Here is a 20749-nt window from a genome sequence, read left to right as displayed (position 1 = left end):
GTTCATGCGGCCCAACGACCCCTGGAGGGGGACAAATCAGACCGGCCTTGGCAGGCGAGCTTGCAGGCGCCGATGCGAGCATCTGCTTTCGTTCCGCGGCTTGCCGCTGGAGGCAAACAGGCGTGGTTCGCGACTGGCATGCGATTTGAAGGGAGTGGAAAAGCTTGCAGTGAATCCATGAGGAATCGCGACATGGCGTACAAAATTATCGCCTCACAATGCACGGTGTGCGGGGCTTGCGAATTCGAATGTCCGAATGCGGCGATCCGCCTCAAGAACGACATGTACATCATCGACCCGAAGAAATGCACCGAGTGCGAGGGGCATTTCGACAAGCCGCAATGTGCGGTCGTCTGCCCTGTCGAAAACACATGCGTGCCGGCATAGCGCTCTAAGCGCGGCTGAGCGGGGCGATGCATCGCATGGATCGCATGGACGCCGTCGACTGGCTAGGAAACTTCCTGTCCTGCCGCGATTGTCCGCATGTCGAGATTCGCGAGAAAGGCCTTTGCGATCTCGGCCAGATTTGCGTGCGCGACCGAAGGGCCCGCCGCATAGACAGGTTCTTCGCCGCGAGTCCGCAGGAATCTGCGAAATATCTCGATCATCCCTATTTTGAACTGCGCGTCGGCGCGGTGAAATATGCGAGCGTCTTTCAGTTGCGCGCGCTGATCGATGACGAGGAGCCAGACGTCAGAGCCATGGTGGCGCAACGTCTGCCGTTGCGACTCGCAGAAAAACTGATCGGCGACAGCGACCGCAAGGTGCGCATGGCCATGGCCCAGCGCGTCGAGGGCGCAGGCCTCGTGAAGCTGCTCTTCGATGAAGACAGCGGCGTGCGCCTGATTGCCGCGCGTCGCGCGCCGCCCGATATCCTCGCCGGCGCGACGAACGATGACGACCCGCAGGTGCGATGCGAAGCGGCGCGCCGGATCGCCCTCGACAAGCTCCCGGCCATGGCGCGCGATCCCGAAGCCCGCGTGCGCATGATTATTGCAGAGCGATTGGCGTCGGCGCAGCTGGGGCTGCTCGTCGCCGACGACGATTTACGAGTCCGCTTCCTGGTGGCGGAGCGATGCGGGACGGAATTGCTGGCGCGTCTGCGCGACGATCCTGATCCGGAAGTGAGGCGCCTCGTCCAGGCGCGCCTGGACGAAGCGCAACAGTGAACGGAGAGCGAAATGGCGGCGGTGCAAGAGACAGTTGAACAGGTTCGCCGTGTCGGCGCTGATCAATATAAATACGGCTTCGTCACCGACATCGAGTCCGACCTCGCCCCAAAAGGTCTTTCCGAAGAGGTGATCCGCTTCATTTCAGCGAAGAAGGACGAGCCGGAATGGATGCTGGAATGGCGGCTCGAAGCCTATCGTCGCTGGCTGACGATGACCGAGCCGAAATGGGCGCGCGTTGACTACCCGGCGATCGACTATCAGGATCTCTATTATTATGCGGCGCCGAAATCGACGGCGGGTCCGAAATCGCTCGACGAAGTCGACCCGGAGCTGCTGCGCACATACGAAAAACTCGGCATTCCGCTGCATGAGCGCGAAATCCTCGCCGGCGTCGAACGGCCGGAGGGCGAAGAGCGCCCGCGCGTCGCCGTCGATGCGGTATTCGACTCGGTCTCGGTCGCAACGACATTCAAGGAGGAGCTGAAGAAGGTCGGGGTGATCTTCTGCCCGATCTCGGAGGCGCTGCGCGAGCATCCCGAGCTGGTGCGCAAATATCTCGGCACCGTGGTGCCGACCTCTGATAACTATTTTGCGACGCTGAACAGCGCGGTGTTTTCGGACGGCTCTTTCGTCTATATCCCGCCCGGCGTGCGCTGCCCGATGGAATTATCGACCTATTTCCGGATCAACGAAAAGAACACCGGGCAGTTCGAGCGGACGCTCATCATCGCTGACAAAGGGTCCTATGTCAGCTATCTCGAAGGCTGCACGGCGCCCAAGCGTGATGAGAACCAGTTGCATGCGGCGGTGGTCGAACTCGTGACGCTCGACGACGCCGAAATCAAATATTCGACCGTGCAGAATTGGTATCCTGGCGACGAGAACGGCAAGGGCGGAATCTATAATTTCGTGACGAAGCGCGGCGATTGTCGCGGCGCCAATTCGAAGATCAGCTGGACGCAGGTCGAGACCGGCTCGGCGATCACCTGGAAATATCCGAGCTGCGTGTTGCGTGGCGATAATTCGCGCGGCGAATTCTACTCGATCGCGATCTCCAACGGTCGCCAGCAGGTCGACTCCGGCACCAAGATGATTCATCTCGGCAAGGGCACGACGAGCCGCATCATCTCCAAGGGCATTTCGGCCGGCCGCTCGTCGAACGCTTATCGGGGGCTCGTCTCGGCGCATCGTAAGGCGGAGGGCGCCCGCAATTTCACCAATTGCGACTCGCTGCTCATCGGCGACGCCTGCAGCGCGCACACGATCCCCTACATCGAAGCGAAGAATCCGTCCTGCGTGTTCGAGCATGAGGCGACGACTTCAAAGATCTCGGAGGACGTTTTGTTCTACTGCATGCAGCGTGGCCTATCGCAGGAAGATGCGACCGCGCTGGTGGTCAATGGGTTCGTGCGCGACGTGTTGCAGCAACTGCCGATGGAATTCGCGGTCGAAGCGCAAAAGCTGATCTCGGTCAGTCTCGAAGGCAGCGTCGGCTGACGCCTCTATAAGAGTGGGAGTGGTGGAATGACGGCGCTACTGGAAATTCGCGACCTCAAGGCCGAGATTGCCGGCAAGCAGATCCTGAATGGCTATGACCTCACCGTGAAGGCGGGCGAGGTGCATGCGATCATGGGGCCGAACGGCTCGGGCAAATCGACGCTGTCCTATGTGCTTTCCGGCCGGCCCGGCTATAAAATCACCGAGGGACAGGCGCTGCTCGCCGGCGCCGATCTGTCGCAGATGAGCGTCGACGAACGCGCCGCCGCCGGACTGTTCCTCGCCTTTCAATATCCGCTCGAGGTGCCGGGCGTCGCAACGATGACCTTTCTGCGCGCCGCGCTCAACGCGCAGCGCAAGAAGCGCGGTGAGGAGGAAATGTCTTCGCCCGATCTGATCAAGCGCGTCAAGGAGCTCGCCAAGATCCTCGACATGGACATGGAGATGCTGCGGCGTCCGGTGAACGTCGGCTTTTCGGGCGGAGAGAAAAAGCGCGCCGAGACGCTGCAGATGATGCTGCTCGAACCAAAGCTGTGCATCCTCGACGAGACCGACTCGGGACTCGACATCGACGCGCTGAAAGTCGTCTCCAACGGCGTCAATCAATTGCGCTCGAAGGACCGCGGCATCGTTGTGATCACCCATTATCAGCGGCTGCTCGATTACATCACGCCGGACGTCGTTCATGTGCAGTCTGCCGGCCGCATCGTGCGGACCGGCGGGAAGGAGCTTGCTCTGGAGCTCGAGGAAACGGGCTACGCGCGCTACCAAAGCGAGGCGGCATAAGTCATGGGCAACGCACCGACCACTCGCAAACTCACCGACGCCGAGGCTCGGCTGGCGGAAATCTTCGCCATGCAGCAAAGCGCCGGCGCGCCGCAGCTTGCGAAGCTGCGCACCGCCGCCTTCGACGCGTTTTCGAAGACCGGCCTCCCCAACCGACGCGACGAGGCGTGGAAATACACGGATTTGCGCGCCCTGCTGCGCGACGTGAAGCCCCTGGCCGCGCCGCCGGAAGATAGCGCGAAGCAAAGCGCCCGGAGTGCGGCGGTTCTTGAGGGCGTCTCGGCGCGGCGGCTCGTCTTCGTCGGCGGCTATTTCGTTCCGGAGCTTTCCGATCTTGGCGATTTGGAAGCAGGGTTGAGCGTCGTGTCGCTGTCGGAGGCCTTAGCCAAGGGCGACGCCGGGACGACGGCACAGATCGGGAATGTGGGCGAGGTCGACGATCCGGCCTTTGCGCTCAACACCGCCTTCATGGGCGAAGGCGTCGTTATTCGGGTCGGCGCCGGCGTATGCGTGGACAGGCCGATACAATTGGTTTTCGTGGCGGGCGCGCAGCCGGCGACCTATTTCCTGCGCTCGCTTGTCATTGTGGAAAAAGGCGCGCGGGCGACTCTGATCGAGAGCTTTGAGGGCGAAACGGCGCAGGAATACCATGTGAACGCCGCGACCGAAATTGTGCTGGAAGAGGGCGCGTCCCTCGAGCGACTCAAGATCAGTCGCGAAGGCGCCGCCGCCATGCATGTCTCGACATTCGTCGCCTCACTCGCCGCCGATGCCCAGCTGAGCGATTTCGGGTTCAATCTCGGCGGAGCCGTGTTGCGCAATCAGTCCTTCATCAACATTAACGGGCAGGGCGCCCATGCCGGCCTGCGCGGGGCCAACATATTGAAGGGCAAGGAGCACGCCGACGCGACCTTGTTCCTCGATCATGCGGCGGAACGTTCGGAAAGCAAGGCGCTGTTCAAATCCGTGCTGGATGATTCGTCGCAGGCGGTGTTTCAGGGGAAGATCCTGGTTCGGCCCGGCGCGCAAAAGACCGACGCGCGCATGATGGCCCGTACCCTGTTGTTGTCCGAAGGGGCGCAGGCCAACTGCAAGCCGGAGCTGGAAATCTTCGCCGATGACGTGCAATGCGCGCATGGTTCGACCGTCGGCGCGCTGGACGAGAACTTGATTTTTTACCTGATGGCGCGGGGGATTCCCCAAGCGGAAGCCCAATCGCTGCTGACGGAAGCCTTCATTGGGGAAGTGATCGACGCCGTGGCGAATCGCAGCGTTCGAGATGCTCTATCGGCGCTCGTTTCCGAGCGGCTGAGAATGCGACCATAATCCAACAACCTGTGAGCGACGCATCCATGACGTCGCTCGGTTGCGTCGTGACGTTCCGATTTGGACGTAAAATCCACGGTAGCCGCTCGTCTATCTGGACAATGCGGCGTCGGCGCAAATGCCTCGACATGGATAATGCGGCAGATGCTCGTCTGAGCGAATGAGCAGCCCAGCGCCACCGAACCTGTCCACGATGTTGAATCTGTAACAAGTGTCGCCACACAGAATGTAGGGACGTGTTTGAATATTTACATTGTTGGTTCACGATATATCTCTGATTAATAAAGGGAATTGTTAGTTGAGGCGCTGGCATGGTTGTTGCGATCCCTCCGACAAACTGATGCAACGGTGCGTCTCAGCCGAGAGTCGGCATAGGCGACTTTGCAGCGATAGAAGGAAGCAAAGCCATGACGTCTCTGGATGTTGGAACGGCGGAGGCAGCTGAAGGGGTGAACGCGGCGGTCGCCATGGGCGACGTGATGCAGAAGATCGCCGAGCACAAGGGTTGCGGCACGTCGGGCGGCAGCGGCAAGGCGAGCTGCGGTTCTGGGGCCGGAGAGGGCGACCTGCCGACGGAGATTTGGGAGAAGGTCAAGAACCACCCCTGCTACAGCGAAGAGGCGCACCATCATTATGCGCGCATGCACGTCGCCGTCGCGCCCGCTTGCAACATCCAGTGCAATTATTGCAACCGCAAATATGATTGCGCCAATGAATCGCGCCCCGGCGTCGTCAGCGAGAAGCTGACCCCGGAGCAGGCCGCGAAGAAAGTTTTGGCCGTCGCCTCCACCATTCCGCAAATGACGGTTTTGGGCATCGCCGGCCCGGGCGATCCGCTCGCCAATCCGGAAAAAACCTTCAAGACATTCGATCTGATCTCGCGCACCGCGCCAGATATCAAGCTTTGCCTGTCGACCAATGGCCTCGCCTTGCCGGATCACGTCGACACGATCGCCGGCTACAACGTCGATCACGTCACGATCACCATCAACATGGTCGATCCGGAAATCGGCGCGAAGATCTATCCCTGGGTGTTCTGGAAGCATAAGCGCTACACCGGCGTCGAAGCGGCGAAGCTTCTCACCGACCGACAGCTGCAGGGCCTGGAAATGCTCACCGAGCGCGGCATTCTGTGCAAGGTGAATTCGGTGATGATCCCCGGGATCAACGACAAGCACCTCGTCGAAGTGAACAAGGCCGTCAAATCTCGCGGCGCGTTCCTGCACAACATCATGCCGCTGATCTCGGCTCCGGAGCACGGCACGGTGTTCGGCCTCAACGGCCAGCGCGGTCCGTCGGCGCAAGAGCTGAAGGCGCTGCAGGACAGCTGCGAAGGCGAGATGAATATGATGCGCCACTGTCGCCAGTGCCGCGCCGACGCGGTCGGCCTGCTCGGCGAAGATCGCAGCGCTGAGTTCACCACCGAAAAGATCATGGCGATGGAGGTCGATTACGATCTCGAGTCGCGCAAGGCCTATCAGGAGAAGGTCGAAGAAGAGCGCGTCGCCAAAGTGGCCGCGAAACAGGAAGAGCTGGCGACGCTGGCCGGCGCGGCGAGCGACATCAAACTGCTGATCGCCGTGGCGACGAAGGGTTCGGGCCTCATCAACGAACATTTCGGTCACGCCAAAGAGTTCCAGGTCTACGAACTCTCGACCTCGGGCGCGAAATTCGTCGGACATCGCCGAGTCGATCTCTACTGCCAGGGCGGATATGGCGACGAGGACAGTCTGGAGACGGTTATCCGCGCTATCAACGACTGCCATGCGGTGTTCGTCGCGAAGATCGGCGGTTGCCCGAAGAACGACCTGATCAAGGCCGGAATCGAGCCCGTCGATCAATTCGCCCATGAGTTCATCGAGAAGTCGGCGATCGCCTGGTTCAAGGCCTACCTCGACAAGGTGAACAGCGGCGAAATCGAACATCAGGAGCGCGGCGACGCCGAAATTCGACAGGGCGCGCTGATCAACGCGGCCTGAGAATGCGTCAAGGAACCAAGCTAAGGAGCAAGACATGACGCTTAAGATCATCGCGTCGCAGTGCACGAGCTGTTCGGCCTGCGAGCCGGAATGCCCGAATGTGGCGATCACCGAGAAGAACGGCACATTCGTCATCGATCCGAAGAAATGCACGGAGTGCATCGGCCATTTCGACGCGCCGCAGTGTGCGGCGGTCTGCCCGGTCGACAATACCTGCGTGATCGACAACGCCTATCCCCGTTACCAAGCACCGGCTTGAGGAGGCCGCAATGAAATTTACGCTTACGCCGGCAGCACAAAAATTCATCCGGCGAATGATCCAGTTCAGCGTCAACCCAGGCGGAGGCTTTCGCTTGATGGTGTCGCCGGGCGGGTGCTCTGGGCTCAGCGCGCTGTTTGACGTCGAAGCCGCGCCGCGCGCCGGCGATCAGGAATTCGTCGTCGAAGGCGTGAAGTTCTTCCTGCCGGCGGAAAGCCGCCTGCTGCTCGATGGCGTCACGATTGACTTCGCGGATTCCTCTTCGAGCGGCGGGCTGGTCTTTCACGATCCAAAAAACACGGGATCGTGCAAGAGCTCCAGCGGGCCTGTCGTGGAGCATGTGCATTAAAGGCGCGCGTCATGGTGAATGGCGAGCAAGCCGCTCTAAGCCCCGACGAGAAGGAACTTCTCGCCGGGGCGCTGCTTGGCGAGGGCCTGCCGCTGGAGGCCGAAGAATTTCTCCATCTCGCCAGCGAAACCTACGCCGACTCTGAAACGGCGGAGCGTTACTTACGTCAGGCCCAGCAATGGGCCCCGGATCATGCCGCGGTGTTGATCGGCTTCTATCGCTTTTACTTTTACAAAGGCAGATTGCGAGAAGCTTTGGAGATCGCCAATCGCTGTCTGGAAAAAGCGGCGCGCGAAAACAACATGCCGCGAGATTGGCGACGCGCCTCGGCGCAGGACGCGGTTTTCGATCGTTATGACGAAATGCTGCCGCGCTTCTTCCTCTTTACCTTGAAGGGCTACGCCTATTTGCAGATGCGTCTGGGCGAGCTCGAGGAAAGCCGGGTCGCCATCGCAAAACTTCTCGAACTCGACCCAACTGACAAGATTGGCGCCAAGGTGCTTCTCGGCATTCTCGATAGAATCGGCCTCGAAGATGACGCGTGAGATCGACGAAGCGCGCGACTGGCGCGGTCTGGATATCGATTGTGCGAACTGCACGCATCGAGACCTGCTGGCCGCGGGGCGGTGCGAATTGCGCAAAGCCTGTGTGCACGACCGATATGCTCGGCGCATCGATCGCTTCTTCAATTGGAATCCCGAACTCGCCGACGGCTATCTCTCGCATCCACATTTCGAAGTGCGCGCCATAGCGGCGAAATTCGCCAATCCGTTTCTCTTGCCGCGCTTATTGTCGGATCCCGATGAAACCGTGCGCTGGGAAGCCGTGCGGCGATTGCCTGCGCGCTATCAATGCGAATTGCGCAACGATCCGCATCGCGAGGTGCGCATCCGCGTCGCAACTCTGCTTGATGATCCAGACCTTCTGCCGATGATGCAGGATGAGGATTATTACGTGCGGATCGTCATCGCGCGGAAGGTCGCGCCGGCGCTGCTGGTGATGATGTTCGATGACCCGGAAGTGGAAGTGCGCCGGATTGTCGCGCAACGGATCGACGCCCAGTGGCTCGGGCGAATGTGTCGAGATTCGAACGCTGAAGTGCGCCTTGAAGCGGCGCAAAGGATGACGCCCGAACAATTGTTGGATTTGAGAGACGACGCCGACTGGCGCGTGCGCCATTACATCGCGACCAGACTGAACGTGGAAGAAATCGGACATTTGATCAATGACAGCGATCCGCTCGTCGCGGAAGCGGCCCGCGAGCGTCTCGCGGGCGAGGCATTGAAGGGATGACTGCCTGCCGTCGACGTCGCGCCATTGGCGCCGCCGCATCCGTTTTAAGCCGGCTTCAACTCGCAGCCCGCCCCACGACGAATTCCAGGGACGCGCCGCCGGCTGTCAGGACCGTTCCGGCCGCCATTGCGTCGGCGAGCCTGTCCAGGCGGATCAACGCGAGGCCCCTATCGCCGCTGTGTGAGCCCGCCACGCCGATTTCGATCTCGCCCGCCATGACTTTAGTTCCGGGCGCCGGAGCCTCGCCTTCCACATGGTAAGGCGTGACGCGCTTGCGCGCGAGGTTGCGATGCTTCGTGCGTGAGACCACTTCCTGGCCGATATAGCATCCCTTGGTGAAATCGACGCCGGCGAGCAGGTCCATGTTCGCTTCGTGAGGAAATGCGGCGCCATAGGCGAAATCGACCCCGCCTTGCGGAACCCCCGCGGCGATCCGCGCCGCTTCATAGTCTTCGCGGGCGTCTTCCGCCTTCGTGCCGCGCGGCGCGATCAGTCGCCAGCCCAGCATCTCGGAGCGCGGGTCCCGCGCTATCGCCAGCGCGGGAATATCCGGTCGCGCTTCCCCGAGAACGGCGAAGGCTGCGAATTCACTGCTCTTGGATGTGACGCTCACCGTCGCGCGCAGCTTGTACATGCCGAGGCGGCGCAGGAGATCCGGCTCCAAGCTGCTCGGACAATCGAGAAAATATCGGCGCGTCTCGCCCTCGCCTTCGACGAAGACCAGGAAGTCGACCAATATCTTTCCCTGCGGCGCCAGGAGCGCGCTGAAGCGGGCGTCGCCCGGGGCGAGTTTGGCGATGTCGTTGGTGACGAGATTATGCAAGAATTTCGTCGCGTCGGCCCCGGCAATTTCGACAACGCCGCGATCCTGCAGGCTGATGACTGCTGACATTGTGTCTTATGCTCCAACCGCGTCTGTAAGCCGCCGCGGTTTGTCCTAAGCGCGCGACTCGCCGGATTGATTCTGGAAGCAACGATCTTGCCATGGCTGCACCCCCCAAACCGGAAGGCGCGCGGCGCGCTTCAGTTCGGGTTCGACATTGCGCCGCCTTTCTCAAGACAGCGGGCCTTTCAGAACCACACTTCAACGGAGAAAAAGCGCCCGAAAACTTTCGACCGCCGTTGGCAATAACTTTGTCGCCCACATCACATCGTTGTTAGCTTTTTGACATCGAACGACCCGCTGCAGGTCATCCACAAATAATTGATTCTAATATGTGTTTGTTTGGCGGCCGCTCTCCGCAAGTGCTGGCATGGACATTGCGAAAGAGGGACCGGCTCGAAAGAATCGAGGGCCGTCGCAGAGAACCTCTTACTGGGAGTTCTTCTCTAACTCGGCAGCGAAGCAAGGCGCCGCGAGAGAGCTGCGGCAGTGAGTAGGGGCCCAAGAGGAGATAGACATGTCGTCACTACGGCAAATCGCATTTTACGGCAAAGGGGGCATCGGCAAGTCGACGACGTCCCAGAACACGCTCGCCGCTCTGGCCGAGATGGGTCATCGCATTTTGATCGTCGGCTGCGATCCGAAGGCGGACTCGACGCGCCTCATCCTGCACGCCAAGGCGCAGGACACCATCCTGAGCCTCGCCGCCAATGCGGGCAGCGTCGAGGATCTGGAAATTGAAGAAGTGATGAAGGTTGGCTATCTCAACATTCGTTGCGTCGAGTCGGGCGGACCGGAGCCTGGAGTTGGCTGCGCGGGCCGCGGCGTCATCACCTCGATCAACTTCCTCGAGGAAAACGGCGCTTACGAGGACATCGACTATGTGTCCTACGATGTGCTCGGCGACGTGGTCTGCGGCGGTTTCGCCATGCCGATCCGCGAGAACAAGGCGCAGGAAATCTACATCGTCATGTCTGGCGAGATGATGGCGATGTATGCCGGCAACAACATCTCCAAGGGCATTTTGAAATACGCCAATTCCGGCGGCGTGCGCCTGGGCGGTCTGGTCTGCAACGAGCGTCAGACCGACAAGGAGCTGGAGCTTGCGGAAGCTCTGGCGAAGAAGCTTGGCACGACGCTGATCTACTTCGTGCCGCGCGACAATATCGTGCAGCACGCGGAGCTGCGCCGCATGACGGTGCTGGAATATGCGCCGGAGTCGCAGCAGGCGAATCATTACCGCAGTCTTGCGGTGAAGATCCACGCCAACCAGGGCAAGGGCATCATTCCGACGCCGATCACGATGGACGAGCTCGAAGATATGCTGATGGAGCACGGCATCATGAAGGCGGTCGATGAGAGCCAGATTGGCAAGACCGCGTCCGAACTCCAGGCGATCGCCTAACCCGTCAGCGCATGAGCGTCGACCTCCCGCCAAGCGGGAGGTCGAGCTGAAATCCAGAAAGCATTAAAGGAGACATCAAATGAGTGTTTCGCCCACATTGAGCGTTGCGGAGATCAAGGACCGCAACAAAGCGCTCATCGAAGAAGTTCTGAAGGTTTACCCCGAGAAGACCGCCAAGCGCCGCGCCAAGCACCTCAACGTGCATCAGGAAGGCAAGCCGGACTGCGGCGTGAAGTCGAACATCAAGTCCATCCCTGGCGTCATGACCATTCGCGGCTGCGCTTACGCCGGCTCGAAGGGCGTCGTCTGGGGTCCGATCAAGGACATGATCCACATCAGCCATGGCCCGGTGGGCTGCGGCCAATATTCCTGGGCGGCGCGCCGTAACTATTACATCGGCACGACTGGCATCGACACTTTCGTCACGATGCAGTTCACGTCCGACTTCCAAGAGAAGGACATCGTCTTCGGCGGCGACAAGAAGCTCGCGAAGATCATGGACGAGATCCAGGAGCTGTTCCCGCTGAACAACGGCATCACCGTTCAGTCGGAATGCCCGATTGGCCTCATTGGCGACGATATCGAGGCCGTGTCGAAGGCAAAGTCGAAGGAATACGATGGCAAGACCATCGTCCCGGTGCGTTGCGAGGGCTTCCGCGGCGTTTCTCAGTCGCTCGGCCATCACATCGCCAACGACGCGATCCGCGATTGGGTGTTCGACAAGATTGCTCCCGACGCCGCGCCGCGCTTCGAGCCGACGCCTTATGACGTCGCCATCATCGGCGACTACAACATTGGCGGCGACGCCTGGTCGTCGCGCATTCTGCTCGAAGAGATGGGCCTGCGCGTGATCGCGCAATGGTCGGGCGACGGCAGCCTGGCCGAACTGGAAGCGACGCCGAAGGCGAAGCTGAATGTTCTGCATTGCTACCGCTCGATGAACTATATTTCGCGCCACATGGAAGAAAAGTATGGCATTCCGTGGTGCGAATATAACTTCTTCGGCCCGAGCAAGATCGCCGAGTCGCTGCGCAAGATCGCCAGCTATTTCGACGACAAGATCAAGGAAGGGGCCGAGCAGGTCATCGCCAAATATCAGCCCTTGATGGACGCGGTGATCGCCAAATACCGTCCGCGTCTGGAAGGCAAGACGGTCATGCTGTTCGTCGGCGGCCTCCGCCCGCGTCACGTGATCGGCGCTTACGAAGACCTCGGCATGGAAGTCGTCGGCACGGGCTATGAATTCGGCCATAACGACGACTATCAGCGCACCGCCCAGCATTACGTTAAGGATGGAACGCTGATCTACGACGACGTGACCGGCTACGAATTTGAAAAATTCGTCGAGAAGATCCAGCCCGATCTCGTCGGCTCCGGCATCAAGGAAAAATACGTCTTCCAAAAGATGGGCGTGCCCTTCCGTCAGATGCACAGCTGGGACTACTCGGGCCCCTACCATGGCTATGACGGTTTCGCGATCTTCGCGCGGGACATGGACATGGCGATCAACTCGCCGGTCTGGAAAATGACCAAGGCGCCTTGGAAGACCGAGGAACTGCCGCTGCTCCAGGCCGCGGAATAAATCAGCGCCGGCGCGTCGCGAAGGCGCGCGCCGGCTCCCCGAAATGCATGACGCGAGGGTTCGACCATGCCGCAGAGCGCAGAACACGTCCTAGACCATTTCGACCTCTTCAGAGGTCCCGAGTACCAGCAGATGCTGGCGAATAAAAAGAAGATGTTCGAAAACCCGCGCGATCCGGCCGAAGTGGAACGCGTTCGGGAATGGGCCAAGACCCCCGAATATCGCGAGAAGAACTTCGCGCGCGAGGCGTTGACGGTCAATCCGGCCAAGGCCTGCCAGCCGCTCGGCGCGGTCTTCGCCGCCGTCGGTTTCGAGCAAACGATTCCCTTCGTTCATGGCTCGCAGGGCTGCGTCGCCTATTATCGCAGCCATCTGTCGAGACACTTCAAGGAGCCGAGCTCCTGCGTGTCCTCGTCGATGACGGAGGACGCGGCGGTGTTCGGCGGCCTCAACAACATGATCGACGGCCTAGCCAACACCTACAACATGTACAAGCCGAAGATGATCGCCGTCTCGACCACCTGCATGGCGGAAGTCATCGGCGACGATCTGAACGCCTTCATCAAGACCTCGAAGGAAAAGGGTTCGGTTCCGGCGGAATACGACGTTCCCTTCGCTCACACCCCGGCCTTCGTCGGCAGCCACGTCACCGGCTACGACAATGCGCTGAAGGGCATCATCGAGCACTTCTGGGACGGCAAGGCGGGCACGACGGCGAAGCTTGAGCGCTCGGCGAATGATAAGATCAACTTCATCGGCGGCTTCGACGGCTACACGGTCGGCAACATGCGCGAAGTCAAGCGCATCTTCGGCTTGATGGGCATCGACTACACAATCCTCGCCGACAACAGCGAAGTCTTCGACACGCCGACTGACGGCGAGTTCCGCATGTATGACGGCGGCACGACGCTGGAAGAGGCTGCGAGCGCGATCAACGCGAAGGCGACGATCTCGATGCAGGAATATTGCACCGAGAAGACGCTGCCGCTGATCGCCGCGCATGGGCAGGAAGTCGCCGCCTTCAATCACCCGATTGGCGTCTCGGCGACTGACAAACTCCTCATGACGCTGTCGCGCATCACCGGCAAGCCGATCCCCGAAGAGCTGGCGCGCGAGCGTGGTCGTCTCGTTGACGCGGTGGCCGATTCGAGCGCCCATATTCACGGCAAGAAATTCGCGATCTACGGCGATCCGGATCTGTGCCTCGGCCTCGCCGGCTTCCTGCTGGAGCTTGGCGCCGAACCGACGCATGTGCTCGCCACGAATGGCAGCAAGGCTTGGGCGGCAAAAGTTCAGGCGCTGTTCGACTCCTCGCCGTTCGGGCAGAATTGCCACGTCTATCCGGGCAAGGATCTCTGGCACATGCGCTCGCTGCTGTTCACCGAGCCGGTGGATTTCCTGATCGGCAACACCTATGGCAAATATCTCGAGCGCGACACCGGCACGCCGCTGATCCGCATCGGCTTCCCGATCTTCGATCGCCATCATCACCACCGCTATCCGGTGTGGGGCTATCAGGGCGGCTTGAATGTTCTGGTGTGGATCCTCGATCGTATTTTCGAATCGATCGACGCCACCACCAACGTGCCCGCGAAGAGCGACTATAGCTTCGACATCATCCGTTAAGACGATTTGGCTCCCGCTTTGCAGCGGGAGCCACAACTTGCTTGCAGTGACGCTGTCGCAACGTGAAGGAGAAGAGGCATGAGTTCGCTTTCGGCCACGATCCAGGACGTTTTCAACGAGCCGGGCTGCGGTAAGAACGCGAACAAATCGGAAGCCGAACGCAAGAAGGGATGCACCAAGCAATTGCAACCCGGCGGCGCGGCCGGCGGTTGCGCCTTTGACGGCGCCAAGATCGCTCTTCAACCACTCACCGACGTCGCCCATCTCGTGCACGGCCCCATCGCTTGCGAGGGCAATAGCTGGGACAATCGCGGCGCGAAGTCCTCCGGCTCGAATCTGTGGCGCACCGGCTTCACCACCGACATTAACGAGACCGACGTGGTCTTCGGCGGCGAGAAGCGGCTGTTCAAATCGATCCGCGAGATCATCGAAAAATACGATCCGCCGGCGATCTTCGTCTATCAGACCTGCGTGCCCGCAATGATCGGCGACGATATCGACGCCGTGTGCAAAGCGGCGCGCGAGAAATTCAATAAGCCGGTCATTCCGATCAACTCCCCGGGCTTCGTCGGGCCGAAAAATCTCGGCAACAAGCTTGCGGGCGAGGCGCTTCTGCAACATGTGATCGGCACGGAAGAGCCGGAATATACGACGCCCTACGACCTCAATATCATCGGCGAATACAATCTTTCCGGCGAATTGTGGCAGGTGAAGCCGCTGCTCGACGAGCTCGGCATTCGCATTATGGCCTGCATCTCCGGCGACGGAAAATATAAGGAGGTCGCCTCCTCGCATCGCGCCAAGGCGGCGATGATGGTGTGCTCCAAGGCGATGATCAACGTGGCGCGCAAGATGGAGGAGCGCTACGGCATCCCCTTCTTCGAAGGGTCCTTCTACGGCATAGAAGATAGCAGCGACTCATTGCGCGAGATCGCGCGCATGCTGATCGAGCGCGGCGCGCCCGCTGAATTGATGGATCGAACCGAGGCGCTGATTGCGCGGGAAGAGGCCAAGGCCTGGGCGGCGATCGCCAAATACAAACCGCGCTTCGAGGGGAAGAAAGTGCTGCTGATCACCGGCGGCGTCAAATCCTGGTCGGTCGTCGCCGCGCTGCAAGAGGCGGGTCTCGAACTTGTCGGCACGTCGGTCAAGAAGTCGACCAAGGAAGACAAGGAGCGCATCAAGGAGCTGATGGGTCAGGACGCCCATATGATCGAGGATATGACGCCGCGCGAAATGTACAAGATGCTCAAGGATGCGCGCGCCGACATCATGCTTTCGGGCGGCCGCTCGCAGTTCATCGCGCTGAAAGCCTCGATGCCCTGGCTCGACATCAACCAGGAGCGGCATCATGCCTATATGGGCTATGTCGGCATGGTGAAGCTCGTCGAAGAAATCGACAAGGCGCTTTACAATCCCGTTTGGGCGCAGGTGCGCAAGCCGGCGCCTTGGGAGAAATCCGGCGAGAATTGGCAAAGCCGCGCGATGGCGCAGGCGGAAGCCGAGGCGGCGGCGCTCGCCGCCGATCCGGTGAAGGCGGAAGAGGTTCGCCGCGCGAAAAAGATCTGCAATTGCAAGAGCGTCGAGCTCGGGGTGATCGAAGATGCGATCCTCGCGAACCACCTCTCGACTGTCGAGGGCGTGCGCGACGCGACGAACGCCTCGGGCGGCTGCGGCGCCTGCGCCGTGCGCATCGAGGAAATTCTCGAGCGGATGGTCTCGGCCTCTCACGCGATCGCGGCGGAGTAACGCAATGGCGAACGTCTCCGTCAGCAAGAAGGCCTGTTCGGTCAATCCGCTCAAGATGAGCCAGCCCATCGGCGGCGCCCTCGCGTTCATGGGCCTGCGGGGCGCCATGCCGCTTCTGCATGGCTCGCAGGGCTGCACGTCTTTTGGCCTGGTGCTGTTCACGCGGCACTTTAAGGAAGCCATCCCGATGCAGACGACCGCGATGAGCGAAGTCGCGACGGTCCTCGGCGGCTATGAAAATGTCGAGCAAGCGGTGCTCAACATCTACAACCGCACGAAGCCGGAGATCATCGGCATTTGCTCGACGGGGGTCACCGAGACGAAGGGCGACGACGTCGACGGCTACATCAAAACTATTCGCGAGAAGAACGCGGCGGTCGCGCATCTGCCAATCGTCTATGTCTCGACGCCCGACTTTAAGGACGCGTTCCAGGACGGCTGGGAGAAGACCGTGATGCGCATCGTCGAGACGATGGTCGAGGCGCCGAAGAGCGCCGCACGGCGCGATCCGACAAAAATCAACGTGCTGCCTGGTTGTCACCTGACGCCCGGCGATCTCGATGAATTGCGCACGATCATCGAGGATTTCGGCTTGGAGCCGACTTTTCTGCCCGATCTCGCCGGTTCGCTTGACGGCCACATACCGGATGATTTCACCCCGACGACGATCGGCGGCGTCGGCGTCGAAGAAATATCGATGATGGGTCAGGCCGGCTGGACGATCGCGATTGGCGCGCACATGCGGCGCGCCGCCGAAGCCATGCAACGCAAGACCGGCGTTCCGTTCCGGTTATTCGAGCGGCTGTGCGGGCTTGAGGCCAATGATGCGCTGATGACGTTCTTGACGGACATCAGCGGCCGACCGGCGCCGATGAAATATCGTCGCCAGCGCGGCCAGCTCGTCGACGCGATGCTGGACGGTCATTTCCACATCGGCGGGCGCAAACTCGCGGTCGGCGCCGAGCCGGACCTGCTCAACGAGATCGGCGGGCTGCTGACCGAAGTCGGCGCGCAACTTCTTGTCGCGGTGACCACCACGCAATCGCCGGTGCTCGAACGACTGCCGACCGAAGAGGTGCTGATCGGCGATCTCGAAGACCTCGAGAATTTGGCGAAGGCCAAGGACTGCGATCTGATGGTCACCCATTCACACGGAAGGCAAGCGGCCTCACGCTTGAAGATACCCTTCTTTCGCATGGGCATTCCGATGTTCGACCGCCTCGGCGGCGGGCATCAGTTGATGGTCGGCTATCGCGGCGGTCGCGATCTGATCTTTGACATCTGCAATCTGTTGATGGCCGATCACGAAGACAACCACGAACCGACACCCGACAGCTGGCGCGATGGCGTCGGCCCGTCACACGCCGCAACCTCGCACTAGGGGCGAAAACGGAGGCGCTATGAAAGTCGCATTCGCAACCCAGGATTTGAAACGCGTTGACGCGCATTTCGGCTGGGCCAAGAACATCGCGATCTACGAGATCGGTCCGGAAGGTCACGAATTCGTCGAGGCGATCCAATTTGACGGCGATCTCAAGGAAGACGGCAATGAGGACAAGCTCGCGCCGAAGATCGACGCGATCAAGGACTGCGCCATTCTTTACATCGCCGCGATCGGCGGCTCTGGCGCGGCGCGAGTCGTCGCCAACAACATTCATCCGATGAAGGTCAATCAGCCGGAAGCCATCTCGGACCTCCTGGACAAGCTCCAGGAAGTGTTGAGAGGCGTGCCGCCGCCATGGCTGCGCAAAGCATTGACCAAGGGAAAAGAGCGCGTGCTCGATTTCGAAGAGTGAGGAACGCCCATGTCTGAACCTACCGCCGTGCTCGAAAAAACTCCGGTCGCCGAGCTTCCGTTCATGAAGGAGCTCATCAAGGTCTGGCGCGCCCAGGACACACATGGGACCTGGGAGACGAAAGGCGACCTCGATCTCTTGGCTCCCTATGTCCTCGATAAAGAGGCGCGCCGTGCGCTGCCGATCATCGGCGATCCCGACCCCGAGACGATCTGGCGCATGGAGCTCTTCTTCAACGCCATCTCGCTCTCGATCGAACGCGCCACGGGCGTCATGATCTCGCCCATGCTGAAGATGAGCCACGAGGGTTTCGGCCGCATGGTGCTGATCGGCGGACGGTTGATCGTCGTGAACAAGCAGCTGCGCGACGTGCATCGCTTCGGATTCGACAGTTTCGAAAAGCTCGCGGCGGAAGGCGACAAATATATTCAGTCCGGCGTCGAGATGATCGAAAAATTTCCAGACGTCGCAAAATACTGAGGTCAGTGATGAGCGAGATCGACGATCTGAAGCAGGAAATCAAAAAACTTTCGGCAAAGGCCATGCAGGCCAAAATGGATCTGCATGATCTTTCGGAAGAGCTGCCGATCAATTGGCCCACCATCCCCGAGATTGCGCAAAGGGCGCATGAAGCTTTCGCCGAGCTGGAGAAGAAGCGCGCGAAGTTGAAGTCCCTGGAGACGGTCTAACTCGAGAAAAGAAAGTATACGGCCATGTCACAAGCGACGCGCGATGGGCGCGATTGGTGTCCAGAATACCTTGTTGCGATCGATCCGGGTAAATGCATCGGTTGTGGACGCTGTTTCAAGGTGTGCGGTCGCGACGTGATGACGCTGAAAGGTTTGAACGAGGACGGCGAACTCGTTGCGTTGGACGACGATGAGGACGAAGAAGTCGAAAAGAAAATTATGGTGATGAATGATATCGGCGCCTGCATTGGCTGCGGCGCCTGCGCGCGCGTGTGTCCGACCAATTGTCAAACGCATGCGGCGGAAGACGTCGCGCTGGTTTGAGTAGAAAAAATGCGAGCCTCCGTCGAGGAGGCTCGCAACGCCAAGCCTGAATTAGCTACTCGATGCCCTGTTCGCGCGCCTTCCACATGGCGGCGATGCGAAAGCGCTCAGCGATCGCGATTGGATCGGCCAGCATCATCGCCTGAGCGTCGGCGAGCGCCTTCCTGACGGTTGCGGTCTCTTCCGCGTTCAGCGCCACGCGGCCGGCGACATGGGTCGCGTCCGGCATGATCGACCAGATTTTTCGCTTCGCGGGGTGCATCTTCACCTCGGTGAGATCGACCGCTTCGAGAGCGCCGTCAAGATAGAGCGCAAAGCCTTTCACTTCGAGTTTTCGTCCATCTTCAGTGATCTTCACGAGAGTCGTCATCGTCACTCTTCCTGTTGCGCGAGCCAGCCATAGCCGCCCTGATCCCAAAGTTGGGCGAGCAGCTTATCTGCATTCCAATCGGGAAACTGGAGCTTCAATTCGTCGTAATCCTTGAGAAAGCGCGCGGCGTCGTCGCCGTGCAATTCAGCGATCATTCCGTCGGCTTTGTTGTGGAGCGTGAAGCGCGTCCGATCGGCCGCGGTGGAGAGAGCATATTCGTCTCCCGTTTCGAGCTCATGGTCATCGCGAACGCTCACGCGCTGCACTCCTTCTTAAGCCGCTACCGCCGCTTGTTCGGCGCGCTCCCACTCCGCCCACGATCCGTCGTAGACGGCGACATCGCCCCGTCCGAGGAGATAGAGCGCCAGGGCGTCCATGCAGGACGTCATGCCCGAAGCACAAGTGGCCACGATCGGCTTGCTGAGATCGACGCCGGCTGCTTCGAACCGCGCGCGCAGCCCCTTGGAATCGAGGAGCACGCCTGTCTGCGGATCGACCAGATCGGCCCAAGGCACGTTCACAGCGCCCGGAATATGTCCGAGTTTCTTGAAGGGAAAGACGTCGGCTTGCGAGCCGTCGAATTTGCCCGGCCCGCGCCCGTCGACAATCTGCTCGCCGCCGTTCGCGACAGCGCCTTTCATTTGATCGAAATTGCGGACGAGTTCCGGCCTGAAGTTCGGCGTGAAGGTCCTGGGCTGCGGACGCACCGGCGACATTTCGGTCGGATGTTTGGCGGCGACCCATTGGTTGAATCCGCCGTCGAGCATCGCGACGTTGTCGTGGCCGAAGACGCGGAACATCCACCACACGCGCGCCGCCGCCGAACCGCCGAAGAGTCGGTCGTAGACGATCACGCGGTCGCCGTCTCCGATGCCGAGCAGTCCGACCTTTTTGGCGAAGTCCGCCGCATCCGGCAACATGTGCGGCAGATCGGAACTCGAATCGGCGATGTGATCGATGTCGAAATGTACGGAGCCCGGCAAATGCCGGCCGCGATATTGATTGCGGCCGTCGAGATTGGTGCTCGGATGATGCCAGGTGCAGTCGAGAATGCGAATGTCGCCGTCGCTCAGATGCTCGGCTAGCCATGCCGCGCTGACGAGCGCGCCGGTCAGGGGTTCAGCCATCGGTCGGACCTCTTGTCTGCAAGTTCACAATAGTCGCGCGTCGCCATGCGTCACGGGGCGACGGGAAGCGGATAGCCGGAGCGCGGACGCGTGCCGTAATAGTCGGGCCGCTCCGGCCAGTCGCCCTGCTTGATGGTGAATTTGACCACCTTCACCGGGGCGCCGGGCGAGCAGGAGACCTCGGCGAATTTGATTTCACGATCGCCGCTGCCGGCGGAAAAATCCGCGACCACCGTGCCATCGGCCTTGCGTGCGCGCGCAAATCCGGGCGTGCCGGTTGTGGACGCCGGAACGGAATCGGCGACGAACAAGGGTGTCTCAGCGCCGTCGGTGGTGGGACCAAACGCCGGCGAGGCGAACGTAAAGGCCGCCAGCACGCCACTGCGGTCGACCGCCATGTTCGCCGTCGCGGGGCGCGCGACGGAGTAGACGGTCAACGTGCCGCCGCTCAGCAATTCCTTCAACTCGTCCGGCGAGCAGTTGGCGAATTCGTTGGCCAGATTCATCTTCGACTCCTTAGCTGTGCAACTCCGGCCG

24 protein-coding genes are annotated in these 20749 nt (G+C 60.6%); 19 read left to right on the top strand and 5 right to left on the bottom strand.

Going from position 1 to position 20749, the window contains the following annotated elements; genetic code table 11:
* Nucleotides 1-192: 192 nt before the first annotated feature.
* The 10 genes from IYW40_RS14070 (at nucleotide 193) to IYW40_RS14025 (ending at nucleotide 8661) form a co-directional block, all read left to right on the top strand.
* Nucleotides 193-387 carry a 4Fe-4S binding protein gene (locus tag IYW40_RS14070; RefSeq protein ID WP_018406744.1) on the top strand — a complete coding sequence of 65 codons (195 nt, stop codon included), beginning with the start codon at nucleotides 193-195 and terminating at the stop codon, nucleotides 385-387.
* Between the two features lie 26 nt (nucleotides 388-413).
* Nucleotides 414-1169: a 4Fe4S-binding leucine-rich repeat protein gene (locus IYW40_RS14065; protein WP_196400964.1), complete on the top strand. Its 756-nt coding sequence runs from the start codon at nucleotides 414-416 to the stop codon at nucleotides 1167-1169.
* Between the two features lie 12 nt (nucleotides 1170-1181).
* Nucleotides 1182-2669 (top strand): Fe-S cluster assembly protein SufB, encoded by a 1488-nt coding sequence (gene sufB / locus IYW40_RS14060; RefSeq protein WP_123174896.1) that lies wholly within the window; start codon nucleotides 1182-1184, stop codon nucleotides 2667-2669.
* Between the two features lie 27 nt (nucleotides 2670-2696).
* Entirely contained in the window at nucleotides 2697-3455 is a 759-nt protein-coding gene (sufC, locus tag IYW40_RS14055) for a Fe-S cluster assembly ATPase SufC (protein WP_018406747.1), read from the top strand.
* Nucleotides 3456-3458: 3 nt separating this feature from the next.
* Nucleotides 3459-4781: a Fe-S cluster assembly protein SufD gene (gene sufD / locus IYW40_RS14050; RefSeq protein WP_196400963.1), complete on the top strand. Its 1323-nt coding sequence runs from the start codon at nucleotides 3459-3461 to the stop codon at nucleotides 4779-4781.
* Nucleotides 4782-5248: 467 nt separating this feature from the next.
* Complete coding sequence (gene nifB, locus IYW40_RS14045; RefSeq protein WP_123177378.1) at nucleotides 5249-6760, top strand: nitrogenase cofactor biosynthesis protein NifB; 1512 nt, start codon at nucleotides 5249-5251, stop codon at nucleotides 6758-6760.
* A gap of 34 nt (nucleotides 6761-6794) precedes the next feature.
* Nucleotides 6795-7019 (top strand): 4Fe-4S binding protein, encoded by a 225-nt coding sequence (locus tag IYW40_RS14040; RefSeq protein WP_014892097.1) that lies wholly within the window; start codon nucleotides 6795-6797, stop codon nucleotides 7017-7019.
* Nucleotides 7020-7029: 10 nt separating this feature from the next.
* Complete coding sequence (locus IYW40_RS14035) at nucleotides 7030-7368, top strand: iron-sulfur cluster assembly accessory protein (RefSeq protein ID WP_196400962.1); 339 nt, start codon at nucleotides 7030-7032, stop codon at nucleotides 7366-7368.
* Between the two features lie 11 nt (nucleotides 7369-7379).
* Entirely contained in the window at nucleotides 7380-7913 is a 534-nt protein-coding gene (locus IYW40_RS14030) for a tetratricopeptide repeat protein (protein ID WP_196400961.1), read from the top strand.
* On the top strand, nucleotides 7903-8661 hold the full coding sequence (locus tag IYW40_RS14025; RefSeq protein WP_196400960.1) for a 4Fe4S-binding leucine-rich repeat protein: 759 nt from the start codon (nucleotides 7903-7905) through the stop codon (nucleotides 8659-8661). The genes IYW40_RS14030 and IYW40_RS14025 overlap by 11 nt, the downstream gene beginning before the upstream one ends.
* 55 nt (nucleotides 8662-8716) lie before the next feature.
* Here IYW40_RS14025 and IYW40_RS14020 read toward each other — a convergent pair whose 3' ends face one another.
* Nucleotides 8717-9553, bottom strand: coding sequence for a folate-binding protein YgfZ (locus IYW40_RS14020; protein WP_196400959.1), 837 nt, complete (start codon nucleotides 9551-9553; stop codon nucleotides 8717-8719).
* Between the two features lie 508 nt (nucleotides 9554-10061).
* Between IYW40_RS14020 and nifH the strand changes: the two genes are divergently transcribed.
* The 9 genes from nifH to fdxB all read left to right on the top strand — a co-directional run bounded on the left by nifH (nucleotide 10062) and on the right by fdxB (nucleotide 18715).
* Entirely contained in the window at nucleotides 10062-10949 is an 888-nt protein-coding gene (nifH, locus tag IYW40_RS14015) for a nitrogenase iron protein (protein ID WP_196400958.1), read from the top strand.
* Nucleotides 10950-11028: 79 nt separating this feature from the next.
* A complete protein-coding gene (gene nifD, locus IYW40_RS14010) occupies nucleotides 11029-12531 on the top strand; it encodes a nitrogenase molybdenum-iron protein alpha chain (RefSeq protein ID WP_018406757.1) in 1503 nt (500 codons plus the stop codon).
* 66 nt (nucleotides 12532-12597) lie between these two features.
* The gene (gene nifK, locus IYW40_RS14005; RefSeq protein ID WP_196400957.1) at nucleotides 12598-14157 is read left to right on the top strand and encodes a nitrogenase molybdenum-iron protein subunit beta; all 1560 of its coding nucleotides are present in this window, start codon (nucleotides 12598-12600) and stop codon (nucleotides 14155-14157) included.
* 78 nt (nucleotides 14158-14235) lie between these two features.
* On the top strand, nucleotides 14236-15906 hold the full coding sequence (nifE, locus tag IYW40_RS14000; RefSeq protein ID WP_196400956.1) for a nitrogenase iron-molybdenum cofactor biosynthesis protein NifE: 1671 nt from the start codon (nucleotides 14236-14238) through the stop codon (nucleotides 15904-15906).
* A 4-nt stretch (nucleotides 15907-15910) separates the two neighbouring features.
* A complete protein-coding gene (nifN, locus tag IYW40_RS13995) occupies nucleotides 15911-17287 on the top strand; it encodes a nitrogenase iron-molybdenum cofactor biosynthesis protein NifN (RefSeq protein WP_196400955.1) in 1377 nt (458 codons plus the stop codon).
* Between the two features lie 19 nt (nucleotides 17288-17306).
* Nucleotides 17307-17702: a nitrogen fixation protein NifX gene (gene nifX / locus IYW40_RS13990; RefSeq protein WP_123174907.1), complete on the top strand. Its 396-nt coding sequence runs from the start codon at nucleotides 17307-17309 to the stop codon at nucleotides 17700-17702.
* Between the two features lie 9 nt (nucleotides 17703-17711).
* A complete protein-coding gene (locus IYW40_RS13985; RefSeq protein WP_196400954.1) occupies nucleotides 17712-18182 on the top strand; it encodes a NifX-associated nitrogen fixation protein in 471 nt (156 codons plus the stop codon).
* Between the two features lie 8 nt (nucleotides 18183-18190).
* A complete protein-coding gene (locus IYW40_RS13980) occupies nucleotides 18191-18391 on the top strand; it encodes a CCE_0567 family metalloprotein (RefSeq protein WP_124739816.1) in 201 nt (66 codons plus the stop codon).
* Between the two features lie 24 nt (nucleotides 18392-18415).
* Nucleotides 18416-18715 carry a ferredoxin III, nif-specific gene (gene fdxB / locus IYW40_RS13975; protein WP_014892110.1) on the top strand — a complete coding sequence of 100 codons (300 nt, stop codon included), beginning with the start codon at nucleotides 18416-18418 and terminating at the stop codon, nucleotides 18713-18715.
* Between the two features lie 55 nt (nucleotides 18716-18770).
* Here the strand turns inward: fdxB and IYW40_RS13970 are convergent, their stop codons facing one another.
* Genes IYW40_RS13970 through IYW40_RS13955 form a run of 4 tightly spaced genes read right to left on the bottom strand, consistent with a single transcriptional unit; the run spans nucleotide 18771 to nucleotide 20718 of the window.
* Nucleotides 18771-19085: a hypothetical protein gene (locus IYW40_RS13970; RefSeq protein ID WP_026222706.1), complete on the bottom strand. Its 315-nt coding sequence runs from the start codon at nucleotides 19083-19085 to the stop codon at nucleotides 18771-18773.
* A gap of 2 nt (nucleotides 19086-19087) precedes the next feature.
* Nucleotides 19088-19342: a hypothetical protein gene (locus IYW40_RS13965; RefSeq protein ID WP_026222707.1), complete on the bottom strand. Its 255-nt coding sequence runs from the start codon at nucleotides 19340-19342 to the stop codon at nucleotides 19088-19090.
* A 15-nt stretch (nucleotides 19343-19357) separates the two neighbouring features.
* Complete coding sequence (locus IYW40_RS13960) at nucleotides 19358-20212, bottom strand: sulfurtransferase (RefSeq protein WP_196400953.1); 855 nt, start codon at nucleotides 20210-20212, stop codon at nucleotides 19358-19360.
* A gap of 50 nt (nucleotides 20213-20262) precedes the next feature.
* Nucleotides 20263-20718 carry a hypothetical protein gene (locus IYW40_RS13955; protein WP_196400952.1) on the bottom strand — a complete coding sequence of 152 codons (456 nt, stop codon included), beginning with the start codon at nucleotides 20716-20718 and terminating at the stop codon, nucleotides 20263-20265.
* Nucleotides 20719-20749 lie beyond the last annotated feature (31 nt).

The sequence above is a fragment of the Methylocystis sp. H4A genome, assembly GCF_015709545.1.
GTDB classification, from domain to species: Bacteria; Pseudomonadota; Alphaproteobacteria; order Rhizobiales; family Beijerinckiaceae; genus Methylocystis; species Methylocystis silviterrae.
Note: the sequence above shows the minus strand (reverse complement) of the source record. Positions and strands in the feature narration are given on the sequence as shown.

Bases quoted from the DNA above. Each gene is read 5' to 3' on its own strand.
- IYW40_RS14025 (WP_196400960.1), top strand. From the start codon at position 7,903: ATGACGCGTGAGATCGACGAAGCGCGCGACTGGCGCGGTCTGGATATC.
- IYW40_RS13955 (WP_196400952.1), bottom strand. From the start codon at position 20,718: ATGAATCTGGCCAACGAATTCGCCAACTGCTCGCCGGACGAGTTGAAG.
- nifX (WP_123174907.1), top strand. From the start codon at position 17,307: ATGAAAGTCGCATTCGCAACCCAGGATTTGAAACGCGTTGACGCGCAT.
- IYW40_RS14030 (WP_196400961.1), top strand. From the start codon at position 7,380: ATGGTGAATGGCGAGCAAGCCGCTCTAAGCCCCGACGAGAAGGAACTT.
- nifK (WP_196400957.1), top strand. From the start codon at position 12,598: ATGCCGCAGAGCGCAGAACACGTCCTAGACCATTTCGACCTCTTCAGA.
- sufC (WP_018406747.1), top strand. From the start codon at position 2,697: ATGACGGCGCTACTGGAAATTCGCGACCTCAAGGCCGAGATTGCCGGC.
- IYW40_RS14035 (WP_196400962.1), top strand. From the start codon at position 7,030: ATGAAATTTACGCTTACGCCGGCAGCACAAAAATTCATCCGGCGAATG.
- IYW40_RS13960 (WP_196400953.1), bottom strand. From the start codon at position 20,212: ATGGCTGAACCCCTGACCGGCGCGCTCGTCAGCGCGGCATGGCTAGCC.
- IYW40_RS14070 (WP_018406744.1), top strand. From the start codon at position 193: ATGGCGTACAAAATTATCGCCTCACAATGCACGGTGTGCGGGGCTTGC.
- sufD (WP_196400963.1), top strand. From the start codon at position 3,459: ATGGGCAACGCACCGACCACTCGCAAACTCACCGACGCCGAGGCTCGG.
- nifH (WP_196400958.1), top strand. From the start codon at position 10,062: ATGTCGTCACTACGGCAAATCGCATTTTACGGCAAAGGGGGCATCGGC.
- IYW40_RS13985 (WP_196400954.1), top strand. From the start codon at position 17,712: ATGTCTGAACCTACCGCCGTGCTCGAAAAAACTCCGGTCGCCGAGCTT.
- IYW40_RS14040 (WP_014892097.1), top strand. From the start codon at position 6,795: ATGACGCTTAAGATCATCGCGTCGCAGTGCACGAGCTGTTCGGCCTGC.
- nifN (WP_196400955.1), top strand. From the start codon at position 15,911: ATGGCGAACGTCTCCGTCAGCAAGAAGGCCTGTTCGGTCAATCCGCTC.
- sufB (WP_123174896.1), top strand. From the start codon at position 1,182: ATGGCGGCGGTGCAAGAGACAGTTGAACAGGTTCGCCGTGTCGGCGCT.
- nifB (WP_123177378.1), top strand. From the start codon at position 5,249: ATGGGCGACGTGATGCAGAAGATCGCCGAGCACAAGGGTTGCGGCACG.
- nifE (WP_196400956.1), top strand. From the start codon at position 14,236: ATGAGTTCGCTTTCGGCCACGATCCAGGACGTTTTCAACGAGCCGGGC.
- nifD (WP_018406757.1), top strand. From the start codon at position 11,029: ATGAGTGTTTCGCCCACATTGAGCGTTGCGGAGATCAAGGACCGCAAC.
- IYW40_RS13970 (WP_026222706.1), bottom strand. From the start codon at position 19,085: ATGACGACTCTCGTGAAGATCACTGAAGATGGACGAAAACTCGAAGTG.
- IYW40_RS13980 (WP_124739816.1), top strand. From the start codon at position 18,191: ATGAGCGAGATCGACGATCTGAAGCAGGAAATCAAAAAACTTTCGGCA.
- IYW40_RS14065 (WP_196400964.1), top strand. From the start codon at position 414: ATGCATCGCATGGATCGCATGGACGCCGTCGACTGGCTAGGAAACTTC.
- fdxB (WP_014892110.1), top strand. From the start codon at position 18,416: ATGTCACAAGCGACGCGCGATGGGCGCGATTGGTGTCCAGAATACCTT.
- IYW40_RS14020 (WP_196400959.1), bottom strand. From the start codon at position 9,553: ATGTCAGCAGTCATCAGCCTGCAGGATCGCGGCGTTGTCGAAATTGCC.